Source organism: Kribbella sp. (assembly GCF_035687465.1).
Lineage (GTDB): Bacteria > Actinomycetota > Actinomycetes > Propionibacteriales > Kribbellaceae > Kribbella.
On the sequence record NZ_DASRXP010000447.1, the window covers coordinates 1 to 14097 of the forward strand.

Here is a 14097-nt window from a genome sequence, read left to right on the forward strand (position 1 = left end):
TCGAACCCTCGGCGCGCATGCTGGAGATCGCGGTCGGCGCGGCTGCACATCCCGACGTGACCTACCTCGAAGGGGCAGCTGAGGCGATTCCGCTGCCTGATGATTCGTGCGACCTGGCGCTGCTGTTCTTGTCGTTCCACCACTTCGTCGATCAACTGCAGGCGCTTCGTGAGCTCAGGCGGGTACTGCGACCTGGAGGGATCGTGTTGCTCCGGACACAGTTGGGCGACCTGATGCCGGATCTCTGGTGGTACCGGTACTTTCCGTCCGCGCGTCAGGTGGATGCCGAGATGTATCTGCCGCTCGAACAGGTCCGCGCCCTGGTAGAGCAGGCCGGGCTGGTCGCCGATCCGGAGCCGGTCTGGGTCGACGTGACGGAGCCGCGCACCGTGCGGGCGACGTACGAACGGCTTAAGCTTCGGGCGATCTCGACCTTCGAGCACCTTGCGCCGGAGGAGATGGAGGCCGGGTTCGCGGAGTTCGAGCGTGATGCGGTCGCCGATCCCGACCGGGCGGTGCCCGCGTTTCCGGCGGGCCTGCTGATTCTTCGTCGGCCCTAAGGCGTCCAGGTCGCGTTGACGGCTGGGGGTTTGCGGAAGACGAGGCCGTGGGGTGGGGGAGAGCCGGCGGCCAGCTTGAGGTCGGGGAGTTGGAGGAGTGCGGTCAGGGCGGTGACGGCCTCCAGGCGGGCGAGGTGCATGCCGAGGCAGATGTGTGGACCGCTGGCGAAGGCGAGATGGCGGCGCGCGTTGGACCGGCGTACGTCGTAGCTGTCGGGATCGGGGAAGACCTCCGGGTCTCGGCCGGCGCCGGCGAGGGAGACGGTGACAAGGTCGCCCCGGCGGATGGTGGCGCCGGCCAGTTCGGCGTCTCGGGTGGCATAGCGGTCGACCACGGCGGCGGCTGGTTCGAGGCGGAGGGATTCCTCGATCGCGTTCGGCAGCAGGGTGGGGTCGGCGAGGACGAGGCCGAGTTGCGAACGATTGGTGAGCAGGTGCCAGAGGGCGTTGGTGATCATGCCCTCGGTCGTCTCGATGCCGCCGAACATCAGTACTGCGGCGTTCGCCACCACGTCATCCGTGTCGAGCCCCGCGTGAGCTGCTTCCGCGATCAGCGAGTCGGACCGATCGATGCCACCGGCAACATGTTTGTGGAGCAGCGCGAAGGCGGCGGCACCTTCGGCGGTGACCGGATGACCCGCGGAGACGCCGGTGACGGAGGTCGAGATTGCCTCGTACCACTCGAGCACGGTCGCGGCCGAGGTCGGCGGCAGTCCGAGCGAGTAGGCGACCACCGCAACAGACAGCGGGCCCGCGACGGTACGGCGGAGGTCGGCCGAGCCGAGCTGGCGAATCGAGGAGAGCAGGCGATCGGTCTCCTCCTCGACGAAGGTGGTGAAGCGGGCCCGGGTCTGGGCCAGGCTGAAGGGGTGCTCGAACGGCGCCCGGTGCTCGGCGTGTGCGGAGTCGTCGAGGGAGAGCATCGAAGGGCCGACAACCTGGGCGGTGGAGAAGCGCGGATCGTCCACGGTGAAGGTCGAAGGATCGCGCATCACCCGCAGCGCCAACTCGCGACTGCTCACCACCCAGCCGCCCAACGCGTCCACCCAGCCGACCGGCCGGAGCTCAGCCAGCACGGGGTGCGGATCGCTCGACAGTTCTTCGAGAGTGACCATCGAACAGAGCGTAGACCGGCCGTCACCAAGGGCAGACCAGTTGTCGTGCTGGTATTGCTGAGACAGATTGGATCTCAACGACTCAGCGGGGAAGCTGGTTACGGGCGAGCCTTCTTGGGCATCTAGGGTGTGGCCCATGGCTCTGCCCGACTCATCCCCCACCCCACCGCCCCGGTCTGGGCCCGACTCTTCCCCCACCCCACCGCCCCGGTCCGGGCCCGACTCTTCCGCCACCCCACCACCCCGGTCCGGGAACCTGGTGCTGCTTCCTGCCGTGGATGTGGCGGATGGGCAGGCTGTTCGGCTGGTGCAGGGTGAAGCCGGCAGTGAGACCTCGTACGGCGACCCGCTGGCCGCCGCGCTGGCCTGGCAGGACGCCGGGGCGGAGTGGATCCACCTGGTCGACCTGGACGCCGCCTTCGGGCGCGGCAGCAACCGCGAACTACTCGCCGACGTGACCGGCAAGCTCGACGTCCAGGTGGAACTGTCCGGCGGGATCCGCGACGACGACTCGCTCAAGGCGGCGCTCGACACGGGCGCGCGCCGGGTCAACATCGGCACGGCCGCACTGGAAGACCCGGAGTGGTGCGACCGGATCATCAACACCTACGGCGACCGGATCGCGATCGGCCTGGACGTGCGCGGCCGCACGCTGGCGGCCCGCGGCTGGACCAAGGAGGGCGGCGACCTCTACGAGGTGCTCGAGCGGCTCGAAGCCGCCGGTTGCGAGCGGTACGTCGTCACCGACGTGACGAAGGACGGCATGCTCCAAGGGCCGAACCTCGACCTGTACCGCGATCTCTGCGCGCGCACCGACAAGCCGATCATCGCCTCCGGCGGCGTCTCCAGCCTGGAGGATTTGCGCGCCCTCAGCACTCTGGTGAGTGAGGGCGTCGAGGGCGTCATCGTCGGCAAGGCCCTGTACGCCGGCGCGTTCACCCTGACCGAGGCACTCGAACTCACCCGTGGAGGCGACAAGTGAGTCTTGCCGACAAGCTGGCAGGCAAGAAGGTCCTGGTCACCGGTGTCACCGGATTCGTCGGTGAGGCCCTGCTGCACCGGATGATCGGCGAGCTGCCGGACACCACCGTGGTCGCGATCATCCGGCCGAAGGGCTCGCTCACCGGCACCGCCCGGATGGCCCAGATGCTGAAGAAGGACATCTTCAAGCCGTTCTACGGCGAGGGCACCCCGTACGCCGACGCGGACGCGCTGACCGCCGCCCGGGTCGAGGTCGTCGAGGGCGACCTGTCCGCCGTACCGGAGTTGCCGAAGGATCTCGACATCGTCGTGCACTGCGCCGGTGACGTGAGCTTCGACCCGCCGATCCACGAGGCGTTCACCACCAACGTTCTCGGCACGAAGAGCCTCCTCGAGCGGATCGTCGAAACGGGCCGCGAGGTCCATTACGTCCACATCTCCACCGCCTACACCGCCGGCCGCCGCCGCGGCGCGATCCCCGAGGCCCCGGTCGACCACAACGTCGACTGGCGGACCGAGGCGGAGGCCGGGATGGCGATGAAGGCCCGGATCGAGGAGACGTCGCGCAGCGCCGCGATGCTGATCAAGTTCCGCAAGGAGTCGGAGAAGCTGCACCGCCGGGCCGGTCACCTGACCGCGGCGGCCGACACCGAGCGTCGGCGTACCGAGTGGGTCGCGAAGAAGCTGGTCGAGACCGGCACCGAGCGGGCCCGCAGCCTCGGCTGGACCGACTGCTACACGTTCACCAAGGCGCTCGGCGAGCGGGTAGTCGAGGAGTTCGCGGCCAGGCTGCCGACCTCGATCGTCCGGCCGGCCATCATCGAGTCCGCGGTGCAGAGCCCGCACCCGGGCTGGATCGAGGGCTTCAAGATGGCCGAGCCGCTGATCCTGGCGTACGGCCGCGGCGAGCTGCCGGAGTTCCCGGCCAGCCCGGACTCGGTGGTCGAGATCATCCCGGTCGACCACGTGGTCGGCGCGATCTGCGCGGTGATGGCGACCGAGCCGGAGCTGTCGAAGCCGGAGTACTACCACGTCAGTTCCGGCGCCCGGAACCCGTTGACCTTCGAGCAGTTGTACGCCGGCGTGCGCGCGTACTTCTCCAAGCACCCGTTCGACCTGGGCGAGCGGGGCGCCGTCCGGCTGCCGGTCTGGAAGTTCCCCGGCGGCGACTCGGTCGAGAGCATGCTGCGGTACGGCGAGAAGGCGCACAAGGTCGCCGACCGGATCATCACGACGGTGCCGCGGAGCGAACGGGTCCGCAAGTACGCGCGGGAACTCGACGTCCAGAAGCGCCGCCTCGACTTCCTCCGCCGCTACATGGACCTGTACTCCGAGTACGCGCAGGCGGAACTGCAGTTCATCGACGACAACGTGCTCGCCCTGCACAACGCGCTCGAGGGGGACGACCGGGAGAAGTTCTGGTGCGACACCTCGATCGTCGACTGGCAGCACTACCTGCAGGAAGTGCATTGCCCGAGCGTGACGGACTCGCTGCGCCGGCTGGACGTAGTACGGAAGAAGCGGAACAAGGCGCTGGCCGAGTCCGCTGGCACCTTGAAGAGGGTGGAGCCGTCTGACGACGCCGAGATCATCGCGGCGTTCGACATGGACGGCACACTGCTGTCGTCGAACGTGATCGAGACCTACCTGTGGATGCGGCTGCCGGAGCTCGACAGCCACCAGCGGGCCGGCGAGATCGGCGCGATGCTCCGCAAGCTGCCGAAGCTGATTTCGGCCGAGCGCAAGGACCGCGGCACCTTCCTGCGGACGATCTACCGTCGCTACGAAGGCGCCGACCTGGAAGAGCTGAACCGGATCGTCGACGAACTGCTCGCCGAGCACGTACTGGAACGCCTCAGCGGCGCGGCCGTCCGACGGATCCGCGAGCACAAGGCGGCGGGCCACCGGACGATCCTGATCACCGGTGCGGTCCGGCCGCTGACCAGGCCGCTGGAGCCGCTGTTCGACGAGATCGTCGCGGCGGAGCTGGCTGTCGACGACCGCGGTCGCTGCACCGGCTTCCTGTCCGGACCACCACTCGTCGGCGAGTCCCGGGCAGCGTGGATCAAGCACCGCGCTCGCGGTACGTCGATCGACCTGTCCCGGTCGTACGCCTACGCCGACAGCCACTCGGATCTGCCGATGCTCACGACGGTCGGCAATCCGGTCGCGGTGTCGCCGGACGTGCCGCTGTTCCGGGCCGCCCGGGCCGCGCGCTGGCAGATCGTCGACTGGAAGACCCCGTCCACCTCCTCGCGTCTGGAAATCCCGGGAGTACAGCGTTCTGGAGGGATGGCCCGATGATGCTCGCACTCGAGATGTACCGGTCGCCGGCCAAGTACCTGGCGGCCAAGGCGGTCGGCGGCCGGATCCCCGGCATCCTGACCGGTCCGGCGGCACCGCTGCGCCTCGTCACCATCAACGAGCCGAAGTCGGACAAGGACGGCTGGGCGCGGATCCGCCCGATCCTGTCCGGCATCTGCGGCTCCGACCTCGGCATGGTCACCGGTCACACCAAGCTGTACTTCTCCGCGATGGTGTCGATGCCGTTCGTCCCCGGCCACGAGATCGTCGGCGAACTGCTCGAAGACTGCGAGGACCTGCCCAAGGGCACCCGGGTCGTGATGGACTCCGTGCTCACCTGTGCAGCCCGTGGCGTCGAGCCGTGCGACGGCTGCGCGTCGGGCAACACCAACCGGTGCGACCGGATCACGGTCGGCCATGTCGCGCCCGGTCTGCAGACCGGCTTCTGCCAGGACACGGGTGGCGGCTGGGGCAACGTGATGGTTGCCCACCGGAGCCAGCTGTACGCCGTACCGGATGGTCTTTCGGACGAGCGGGCTGTGCTCACCGAGCCGCTGGCCTGCGCGGTGCACATGGCCTTGCGGGCGAAGGTGGAGCCGGGCCAGTCGGTGCTCGTCAGCGGTGCAGGAGCGGTCGGACTGTTCGCGACGTTGGCGTTGCGCGAGCTCACCCAGGCCGGCCGGATCACCGTGGTCGCCAAGCACGCCAAGCAGCGCGAACTCGCCCGGGCCTTCGGCGCCAGCGATGTGGTCGCGCCGGACGAGGTCTTCCGCGGCGTACGCCGGGCAACCGGTGCGTTCCGGCTGAAGCCGCAGATGGGCCGGGAGTTCCTGCTCGGCGGCGTCGACATCGCCGTGGACGCGGTCGGCAGCAAGGACTCGATCGACACCGTACTGCGGGTCACCAAGGCCGGTGGTCGCGTCGTGCTCTCGGGCATGCCGTCCACCGGTGCCGACCTGTCGCCGGTGTGGTTCCGTGAGCTGGAGCTGACCGGGACGTACGCGTCCTCGCGGGAGGAGCCGAACGACCGGCCCGCCTTCGAGACCGCACTGGACATCGCCGCGAAGGCCCCACTGGACGGGATAGTCGGGGCTCGTTATCCGCTCTACCGGTGGCGCGAGGCGCTCGACCACGCGCAGTCCGCGGGCCGCCTGGGCACCGTGAAGGTCGCTTTTGATGTGAGGGCTTCATGACGAGCTCGCTGAACGTACGACGAGAGAGGTTCTGACATGGCTCGGCCAGGGTTTGTGCTTGAGGTGGACGACCGGACGCCGCCGCTGCTCGTGCACAACGGTGAGGGATTCAAGCTGGAGCGGTTCCCGCTCGGCACCCGGGTGATCTACCCGCCGGAGGCGCTGCCGCCGGTCCGCGACGTGGAGGAGGCGATCCAGAACGCGCTGCTGAACCCGCTCGAGTCCGAGCCGCTGCCGGAGCTGCTGTTCGCCGGGATGCGGCTGACGATCGCCTTCGACGACATCTCCATCCCGCTGCCGCCGATGAAGAAGCCGGACATCCGGCAGCGCATCATCGAGGCCGTGCTGACGATGGCCGCCGACGCGGGCGTCGACGACGTGGAGCTGATCTCGGCCAACGCGCTGCACCGCCGGCTGACCCCGAACGAGCTCCGCGACATCGTCGGCGAGCGGGTCTTCCGGTCGTTCTTCCCCGACGGCAAGCTCTACAACTTCGACGCCGAGGACGCCGCGAACCTGACCCATCTCGGTCAGACCAAGCACGGCGAGGACGTCGAGATCTCCAAGCGGGCGGCCGAGTCCGACCTGCTGGTCTACGTGAACGTGAACCTGGTGGCGATGGACGGCGGCCACAAGTCGACGTCGATCGGGCTGGCGTCGTACAAGTCGCTGAAGCACCACCACAACAGCCACACGATGATCCACTCGCGGTCGTTCATGGACCACAAGGCCTCGAAGATGCACGAGTCGGCCTGGCGGATGGGCTCGGTGCTCACCGAGCACGTCAAGGTGTTCCAGATCGAGACGTCGCTGAACAACGACATCTTCGGCGGTCCGCTGGAGTTCCTGCAGAAGCGCGAGTGGGAGTGGTCGATCAAGGACCAGGCCTCGATGCTCGCGACCAAGCGCGGCCTCGACCTGGCCCCGGCCAAGATGCGGCACAAGATCTTCACCGACGTCCGGTCGAACTACGGACTGACCGGGATCCACGCCGGCAAGATCGAGCCGGTGCACGACAAGACCCTGGAGAACGTGCACCGCCAGCACCTGGTCGAGGTGCAGGGCCAGTCCGATGTGGCGATCATGGGTGTGCCGTTCATCGGCCCGTACAACGTGAACTCGGTGATGAACCCGATCCTGGCCGCCTGCATGGGCCTGGGCTACTACTTCAACTCGTACCGGGGCAGCCCCGTGGTCCGTAAGGACGGCGCGGTGATCCTGTACCACCCGGTGGACTACGAGTTCAGCCAGTTGCACCACCCGTCGTACGTGGACTTCTTCGAGGAGGTGCTGTCGGAGTCGACCGACCCGGCCACCATCGAGGCGAAGTTCGAGAAGCAGTACGCCGAGGACCCGTGGTACATCCACCTGTACCGGACGTCGTACGCGTACCACGGTGTGCACCCGTTCTACATGTGGTATTGGATCTCCCACGCGCTGGACCACTGCGGCGACATCGTCTGGGTCGGCGGCAACCGGAAGACGGTCGAGCGGATGGGCTTCCGGTCCGCGTCGACGCTGCAGGACGCGCTGGAGATGGTGAGCCACTCGGTCGGCCGGTCGCCGTCCATCACCTACCTGCACAACCCCCCGCACCTGCTCGCGGACGTTCGCTGATGGGCACGAATCTGGTGAAGTTCAGCCGGGACACCGTGCGCGACGTCCAGCAGGTCGCGCGCGGCTGGCGCTGGGGCCGCCGCCCGCAGGTGCCGCGGTCGGCCGAGCCGTACGTGATCCCTCGCGAGACGACCGTGTTCCCGACCAAGTGGGCCCGTACGCCGGCGGCGATCGCGGTCCGCGAGGTGCTGCTGAAGGGCGCGCTCAACTCGGTCATGCGGTACGAGGTGAACCCCCAGGTGAGCGGGCTGGACTCGCTGACCAAGGTGCACGGGCCGGCGGTCATCGTGGCGAACCACTCGTCGCACCTGGACACGCCGCTGGTGCTCTGCACGCTGCCGGACGCGATGCGCCGCAAGACCGCTGTCGCCGCCGCGGCCGACTACTTCTTCGACACGTGGTGGCGGGCTACCGCCTCGGCGATCATGTTCAACACGTTCCCGATCGAGCGGCGCGGCGGCAAGCTCAGCCAGACCCCGGGCGACCTGCTCGAGGACGGCTGGAACGTGGTCGTCTTCCCCGAAGGCACCCGGTCACCCGACGGGTGGATGGAACGATTCCGGATGGGCGCGGCGTACATCGCCGTCGAGCACGGCGTACCGGTCATCCCGGTCGGCATCAAGGGCTCGTTCGCCGCGATGCCGCGAGGCCGGGGTTGGCCCGTGCCCGGGCGTCCGACGGTCGCCGTACGGTATGGCGATCCGATCTACCCGCTCGAGGGGGAGACCCCCCGCGAGTTCGCTCCCCGCATCTCCGCGGCGGTGTCCGCCCTCCTCGACGAGGAAGCGACCACGTGGTGGGAAGCCCGCCGCCGCGTAGCAGCCGGCACCTCGCCGGCGCAGACCGGACCTGATGCCGCCCGCTGGCGCCGCGTCTGGGAGTCCACAACTCCCATCAAACCCGCCGCCTCAAAACGCCGCGCCTGGAAGTAACGGCGACGCTCGTTGCGTCCGAAGGACCTTGCGCTATAGGCCAAGGTTCTTCGGACGTTGTGTGTTGGTGCGGGTTCCGTCGGGGAGGCGGGTGGTGGTGCCTCGACGGTCGAGGAGTTCGAGCAGCGGTACGGCGACCCGGCGGCTGGTGTCGAGTGCCATCCTCGCCTCGGCGACGGAGAACGGGGTCGGCAGTCCGGCGAGGATCTGCTCGGCGTGCCCGATCGCGTCGGCGCGGAGGACCACCCCGGGCGCGAGCTGGACCAGCCGGCCGGTCCGAACCGCGGCGGCGAGCTCTTGGTGGCCGGCGCCGAGTTCCGCGAGGCGATCGGCCGACGGTGCCTGGAACGGCGCATCGACCAGCTCGGCTTCGATTGCCCGTACGGCGTCGGCTGTGGCGGGCGGCAGCACGTCCGCAGCTCCTTTGCGGTGGACGAGGCCGTCGCTGACCTCGAGGCCGGCTGACTCCAGCACGCCTCCCAGCAGTTCCTGGGCGGGCAGGCCGAGTCGCTGCCGGAGCGCGTCCGCAGGTATGCCAGTCGCCGCAGGGTGATCCCGGATCCAGCCGGCGAGCTCCTCGGCGGCTTGTTCGACGCACGATTTCCAGGCGGCCTTGTCTGCGTACCAGCCGTCCTGGATCGGTTCGCGATCCGGCAGTAGACCCTCCGCTCGAAGGTCGGTCGTATGGGCGAAACCACGGTCGCGCAGTCGGAGCGCCGTACCGAGTCGCCGGGGAGCGTCGGCGACAGCCGCAAGCTCCATCGACCGCGCCTGCGCAGCACCCCGACGGGCCAGTGCCGGTGGGCGCACCGCCAGGATCACGGCACCGGTGATGTGCCGTTGCGAAGGGTCTCGCAGCAGGCCGCGGTCCCCGACGCGGAGGGGGAGGGGCTTGTTCAAGGTGAGGCGGGCGAATCCGTTGCCCAGGGGACGGAGGTGGGTCGCGACCGCCGCGGATCCGAGGTGGAAGACCAGATTTCCCGAGTTCGGAGCGTCGCGAACCAGCTGGACGTCGACGACGTCGGTGGATCGCCAGGCGCCAGGTGTCAGCAGTGCGGTTCCCCGCCCGACGGTCTGCCGTTCGACCCGGCGGAGGTTGATCGCCACCCTGGCGACCGGGGTCACCTGGTGCGTGTCCTCGGCCAGCGTTTGGAGGCCGCGGATGCGTACCGGCGTACCGGTCTGGGTGGTGAGCTCGTCCCCGGGGCACAGAGTGCCGCCGCCGAGGGTCCCGGTGACGACGGTGCCGGCGCCCTTGATGGTGAAGGCGCGGTCGACCCACAGGCGCACGTCCTCGTCGGCTGCGGGTTCGGCCAGTCGCTTGGTGAGCGCCGCGAGCTCGCCGCGGAGCGCGTCGAGCCCGGCGCCGGTGTGCGCACTGACCGCGATCGATGGCAGGCCGGCCAGGCTGGTGCCCGCGAGCCGGTCGAGGCCCTCGGCCCGGGCCGGCTCGGGGTCGGCGAGATCGGACTTGGTGATGACGAGCAGCCCGTCGCGGACGCCGAACGCGTCGAGTGCGGCCAGGTGCTCGGCCGACTGTGGCATCCAGCCTTCGGTGGCGGCGACGATCAACAGCACCGCCGGCACCGGGCCGACCCCGGCGAGCATGGAGGCGACGAAGCGTTCGTGACCCGGTACGTCGACGAACGCGATCCGCTCACCGGTCGGCAGCCTGGTCCAGGCGAAGCCGAGGTCGATGGTCAGTCCACGGCGGCGTTCCTCGGCCCACCGGTCCGGCTCCATCCCGGTCAGCGCCCGGACCAGCGTCGACTTCCCGTGGTCCACATGCCCAGCCGTGGCGATCACGTGCATGTGTCGTGGACCTTTGCCACGCCGGCCAGCAGCCGGTCGTCGTCGTCCGGATCGACCGTGCGCAGGTCGAGCAGGCAGCGGCCTTCGGCGACCCGGCCGACCACCGCTGTGGCTGCAGTGCGCAGCGCGACGGCGTAACCGGAAGGCAGGCTGATCGCCCAGCTCGGCAGGTCGACGCCGGGCGCCGAGCCCCCACCGATGGTCGAGCGGGACGGCACGACCGCGGCATCGATTTGTTGCGCCGACAGCGCCGCCGCCAGGCGATCCGCCCGCGCGCGGAGCTGATCCGCCGGGGTGTCCAGCGCCTGCCTGACCGGTGGTACAGGGCCCCGCAGGGTCGCTTCAAGTGCCGCGAGGACGAGCTTGTCGACTCGCAGGGCCCGGGCTGCGGGGTGGCGGCGCAGCCGTTGGACGACAGCCGCCTCGCCCAGCAGTAGCCCGGCTTGCGGGCCGCCGAGAAGCTTGTCGCCGCTCGCGGTGACGACGGTGGCGCCGTCGCGCAGAGCGGTGGCCGCGTCCGGTTCGTCGGGCAACAGCGGATGAGGGGTCAGCAGTCCCGATCCGATGTCCACCACGACCGGTACGCCGAGCTTGGTCAGCTCGGCGACCTCCACGGCCGAGGTGAATCCGGTGATCTGGAAGTTCGACGGATGCACCTTGAGGATGAATCCCGTCTCCGGGCCGATCGCGTCCCGGTAGTCGCTCAGTGAGGTCCGGTTCGTGGCGCCGACCTCGCGCAGTACGGAGCCGGTCGAGGCGAGCAGTTCGGGAATCCTGAAGCCGTCGCCGATCTCGACCATCTCGCCGCGGCTCAGGACAATTTCCTTGCCCGGGGCAAGCGTCAGAGCGCAGAGGAGCAACGCGGCGGCGTTGTTGTTCACGACGTGGACATCGCCGGCGGCCGGCACAGCCTCGGCCAGCGCGGCCAGGGTGCCCCGGCCCCGGCGGGCACGCTCCCCGCTCTGGAGATCGAACTCGACATCGGTGGCGCCGGCGGCTTCCACCAGAGCGGCCCTGGCCGCGGTGGACAAGGCAGCACGGCCGAGGTTGGTGTGGACGATGACACCGGTGGCGTTGATCACCGCGCGGAAACCCGGAGGAAGGGTCTGCAGCGATGCGAGCGCGGCGTCGACCACCGCCTCGGGCGCCAGCAGGCCCGCGCGGGCCTGCTGCTGCGAGGAGGTGACGACGGCCTTCACCCGCTCCCGGCCGAACAGCCGGACCGCCTCGGCCAGCAAGGGATCAGCCAGTACGTCGTCGGTGCGTGGGATGCGGCGACGCGGATCTCCACTCATCGGCGGCCGGTCGAAGTGCAGCGCCTGCCGGTCAGGTGGCGGAGGCGGACGGGAATCGAACCCGCCAGCGACAGATACTGCCGCTCACCGGTGTTGAAGACCGGGCCGGCCACCAGGCCGAGTACGCCTCCACGGATCATCGGCACATTCTTGCATCAGTGACGGGGCGGACGGACCTTTGCTGCGGGAGAATCGGTGAATGACACTGACGACGGCCAAGCGCCTCACGCAGTACGCCCACGGCGGTGGATGTGCCTGCAAGATCCCGCCGGGCGAGCTCGAAGGAATCGTGGGCGATCTGATCGGCTCGGTGCCGATCACCGATCCGGCGGGTGAGCTGCTGGTCGGACTCGACGACGGTGACGATGCGGCCGTCGTTGCCATCCAGGATGGTCTGGCGACTGTCCTGACCACCGACTTCTTCACCCCGGTGGTCGACGACCCGTTCGACTGGGGCCGGATCGCTGCCGCGAACGCGCTGTCCGACGTCTACGCGATGGGTGGTCGCCCAGTCGTGGCGGTGAACCTGCTGGGCTGGCCACGTGATGTCCTTCCGCTCGAACTGGCTGCCGAGGTGCTGCGCGGTGGACTGACCGTCGCGCACGAGGCGGGGTGCCATCTCGCCGGTGGACACAGTGTCGACGACCCGGAACCGAAGTACGGACTGGCGGTGACGGGCCTGGCCGACCCGGACCGGCTGATGCGCAACAACGCCGGCCGGGCCGGCCTGCCGCTGTCGCTGACGAAACCCCTCGGTCTCGGGGTGCTGAACAACCGGCACAAGTCCACCGGCGAGGTCTTCCAGCAGGCGATCGACACGATGACCGCCCTCAACCGGGACGCCTCCCGGGCTGCCCTGGAAGCCGGGGTCGAGTGTGCGACCGACGTGACCGGCTTCGGCCTGCTCGGTCATCTCTACAAGCTGGTTCGGGCCAGTGGTGTGAGCGCCGTCATCGATGCGGCAGCGGTGCCCTACTTGGACGGTGCCCGGGACGCACTGCGCGACGGCTTCGTCAGCGGAGGCACCCGCAGGAACCTCGACTGGGTGGCGCCGCACAGCGACCTCGGTGGGATCGACGGCGACGAGGCACTTCTGCTCGCCGATGCGCAGACCTCGGGCGGGCTGCTGATCGTCGGTGAGATTCCCGGCGCACCGGTCATCGGTGAACTCGTGCCGAAGGGCGACTACGCCATCAGTGTCCGCTAGCCGGTGCGTCCACCAACTCGGCCAACCGGTCCACCGTGATCAGCAGGACGACGATGAAGCCGCCCGCTACGACACACAGCAGCCGGAGAGCGAGTTCGGCTGGGTAGGCCGGCAGCCCGGATGCCAGCAACGCGGCAGTTGCTGCGAGCAACAGTGCACGGATGACCTTGACCGGGGTCACCGGACTCTTGTCGTCCAGACATCCGCAGGGCACTCGCCCGCGGCGGCGCAGGAGGACGGCCAGGTAGACCGCCAGGAACAAGAACCATGCTGCCACTGCGGTGGCGGCGAGCCGGATCAACCAGTTGCTGCCGGAGAGCCAGCCGATGATCAGGGCTGAGCCGATCACGGCCTCGAAGAGGGTCCCGACCATGGCGTGCCGGGCCAGGCGGTCAGGCAGCAGGCCGTGCTGTCTGACCACCTCGGTCAGACCTTCGTTGCCGGACGCTCGGCGTGACGCGGCCAGTAGCAAAAGCAGGGCGCCCGCCAGGCCGAAGCTGGCGATCAGTGCATCGATCACGGCGGAGTCCTATCTGGTCAGGGGAGGAAGAGCACGGCCAGGCAGAGCAGGAAGCCGACAGCGCTGGTGCGTCCGATCCGGGTCATCGAGCCCAGCATGGCGCTGTCCCAGCCTTGTGGGTCTCCGCTGTATTGGCGGGCGGTTGGCATCAGTGCTCGGCCGAGGCCGAAGCCGAGGCCGGCTAGTAGTCCGGGGCCTAGTCCTCCGAACAGGACCACGAGCAGGATGAGGGCGTGTGGCAGGGCGGTTGGGACGAAGGTCCGTACGCCGGTGCCCATTTCGAAGCCGAACTGCAGCGGTCCGCGGACCTGGTTGTCCGGGATGACGGTCTGTGGGACCAGCCGGCGGTTCTGCACGAGTGAGAGGGGTTTGCCGGCCAGTTCGAAGGCGAGGATGACCGTCAGTGCGGGTGCGAGTACTCCGAGCCGTAGCCAGGACGGTAGTGGTGAGGCTAGGCCGCCGAGGGCGCCGGTGATGACACCGGAGAACATCGCGCCGGCGAGTAGGCCGGCGACGAAGATGGGTAGTTTGTCTCGCCAGACCGACGAGCTCAGCAGATCG

General features: G+C 69.1%; 12 protein-coding genes and 1 tRNA gene. 7 read left to right on the plus strand and 6 right to left on the minus strand.

The features are described from left to right. Positions 1–560: methyltransferase domain-containing protein (locus VFG33_RS22985; RefSeq protein ID WP_325054993.1), on the plus strand; the 560-nt coding region annotated here is incomplete at its 5' end. Here VFG33_RS22985 and VFG33_RS22990 read toward each other — a convergent pair. Further along, positions 557–1675 (minus strand): cytochrome P450, encoded by a 1119-nt coding sequence (locus tag VFG33_RS22990; protein WP_325054994.1) that lies wholly within the window; start codon positions 1673–1675, stop codon positions 557–559. The two genes, VFG33_RS22985 and VFG33_RS22990, sit on opposite strands and share 4 nt — an antisense overlap. A 259-nt stretch (positions 1676–1934) precedes the next feature. Here VFG33_RS22990 and priA point away from each other — a divergent pair, with 259 nt between their 5' ends. The 5 genes from priA to VFG33_RS23015 are packed head-to-tail and all read left to right on the plus strand — an operon-like array spanning position 1935 to position 8702. Beyond that, complete coding sequence (priA, locus tag VFG33_RS22995) at positions 1935–2657, plus strand: bifunctional 1-(5-phosphoribosyl)-5-((5-phosphoribosylamino)methylideneamino)imidazole-4-carboxamide isomerase/phosphoribosylanthranilate isomerase PriA (protein WP_325054995.1); 723 nt, start codon at positions 1935–1937, stop codon at positions 2655–2657. Beyond that, positions 2654–4960, plus strand: coding sequence for an HAD-IB family hydrolase (locus VFG33_RS23000; RefSeq protein WP_325054996.1), 2307 nt, complete (start codon positions 2654–2656; stop codon positions 4958–4960). Before priA ends, VFG33_RS23000 begins: the two co-directional genes overlap by 4 nt. Then, a complete protein-coding gene (locus tag VFG33_RS23005) occupies positions 4957–6153 on the plus strand; it encodes a zinc-dependent alcohol dehydrogenase (RefSeq protein ID WP_325054997.1) in 1197 nt (398 codons plus the stop codon). Before VFG33_RS23000 ends, VFG33_RS23005 begins: the two co-directional genes overlap by 4 nt. Positions 6154–6189: 36 nt before the next feature. After that, on the plus strand, positions 6190–7770 hold the full coding sequence (larAH, locus tag VFG33_RS23010) for an NPN-dependent hydroxyacid isomerase, LarAH14/15/16 family (RefSeq protein WP_325054998.1): 1581 nt from the start codon (positions 6190–6192) through the stop codon (positions 7768–7770). Then, complete coding sequence (locus tag VFG33_RS23015; RefSeq protein ID WP_325054999.1) at positions 7770–8702, plus strand: lysophospholipid acyltransferase family protein; 933 nt, start codon at positions 7770–7772, stop codon at positions 8700–8702. The genes larAH and VFG33_RS23015 overlap by 1 nt, the downstream gene beginning before the upstream one ends. A gap of 33 nt (positions 8703–8735) precedes the next feature. Here the strand turns inward: VFG33_RS23015 and selB are convergent, their stop codons facing one another. From selB to VFG33_RS23030, 3 genes are all read right to left on the minus strand, one after another. Then, the gene (gene selB, locus VFG33_RS23020; protein WP_325055000.1) at positions 8736–10514 is read right to left on the minus strand and encodes a selenocysteine-specific translation elongation factor; all 1779 of its coding nucleotides are present in this window, start codon (positions 10512–10514) and stop codon (positions 8736–8738) included. Further along, positions 10505–11809, minus strand: a complete 1305-nt coding sequence (gene selA / locus VFG33_RS23025; RefSeq protein WP_325055001.1) for an L-seryl-tRNA(Sec) selenium transferase — start codon at positions 11807–11809, stop codon at positions 10505–10507. Before selA ends, selB begins: the two co-directional genes overlap by 10 nt. 36 nt (positions 11810–11845) lie before the next feature. After that, a tRNA-Sec gene (locus tag VFG33_RS23030) sits at positions 11846–11940 on the minus strand. Positions 11941–12008: 68 nt separating this feature from the next. Between VFG33_RS23030 and selD the strand changes: the two genes are divergently transcribed. Further along, complete coding sequence (gene selD / locus VFG33_RS23035; RefSeq protein WP_325055002.1) at positions 12009–13016, plus strand: selenide, water dikinase SelD; 1008 nt, start codon at positions 12009–12011, stop codon at positions 13014–13016. Here selD and VFG33_RS23040 read toward each other — a convergent pair. Continuing rightward, positions 13003–13536: a MauE/DoxX family redox-associated membrane protein gene (locus VFG33_RS23040; protein WP_325055003.1), complete on the minus strand. Its 534-nt coding sequence runs from the start codon at positions 13534–13536 to the stop codon at positions 13003–13005. The two genes, selD and VFG33_RS23040, sit on opposite strands and share 14 nt — an antisense overlap. A gap of 17 nt (positions 13537–13553) precedes the next feature. Continuing rightward, positions 13554–14097: hypothetical protein (locus VFG33_RS23045; protein ID WP_325055004.1), on the minus strand; the 544-nt coding region annotated here is incomplete at its 5' end.

Bases quoted from the DNA above. Each gene is read 5' to 3' on its own strand.
- VFG33_RS22990 (WP_325054994.1), bottom strand. From the start codon at position 1,675: ATGGTCACTCTCGAAGAACTGTCGAGCGATCCGCACCCCGTGCTGGCT.
- VFG33_RS23005 (WP_325054997.1), top strand. From the start codon at position 4,957: ATGATGCTCGCACTCGAGATGTACCGGTCGCCGGCCAAGTACCTGGCG.
- larAH (WP_325054998.1), top strand. From the start codon at position 6,190: ATGGCTCGGCCAGGGTTTGTGCTTGAGGTGGACGACCGGACGCCGCCG.
- VFG33_RS23015 (WP_325054999.1), top strand. From the start codon at position 7,770: ATGGGCACGAATCTGGTGAAGTTCAGCCGGGACACCGTGCGCGACGTC.
- selB (WP_325055000.1), bottom strand. From the start codon at position 10,514: ATGCACGTGATCGCCACGGCTGGGCATGTGGACCACGGGAAGTCGACG.
- selA (WP_325055001.1), bottom strand. From the start codon at position 11,809: ATGAGTGGAGATCCGCGTCGCCGCATCCCACGCACCGACGACGTACTG.
- selD (WP_325055002.1), top strand. From the start codon at position 12,009: ATGACACTGACGACGGCCAAGCGCCTCACGCAGTACGCCCACGGCGGT.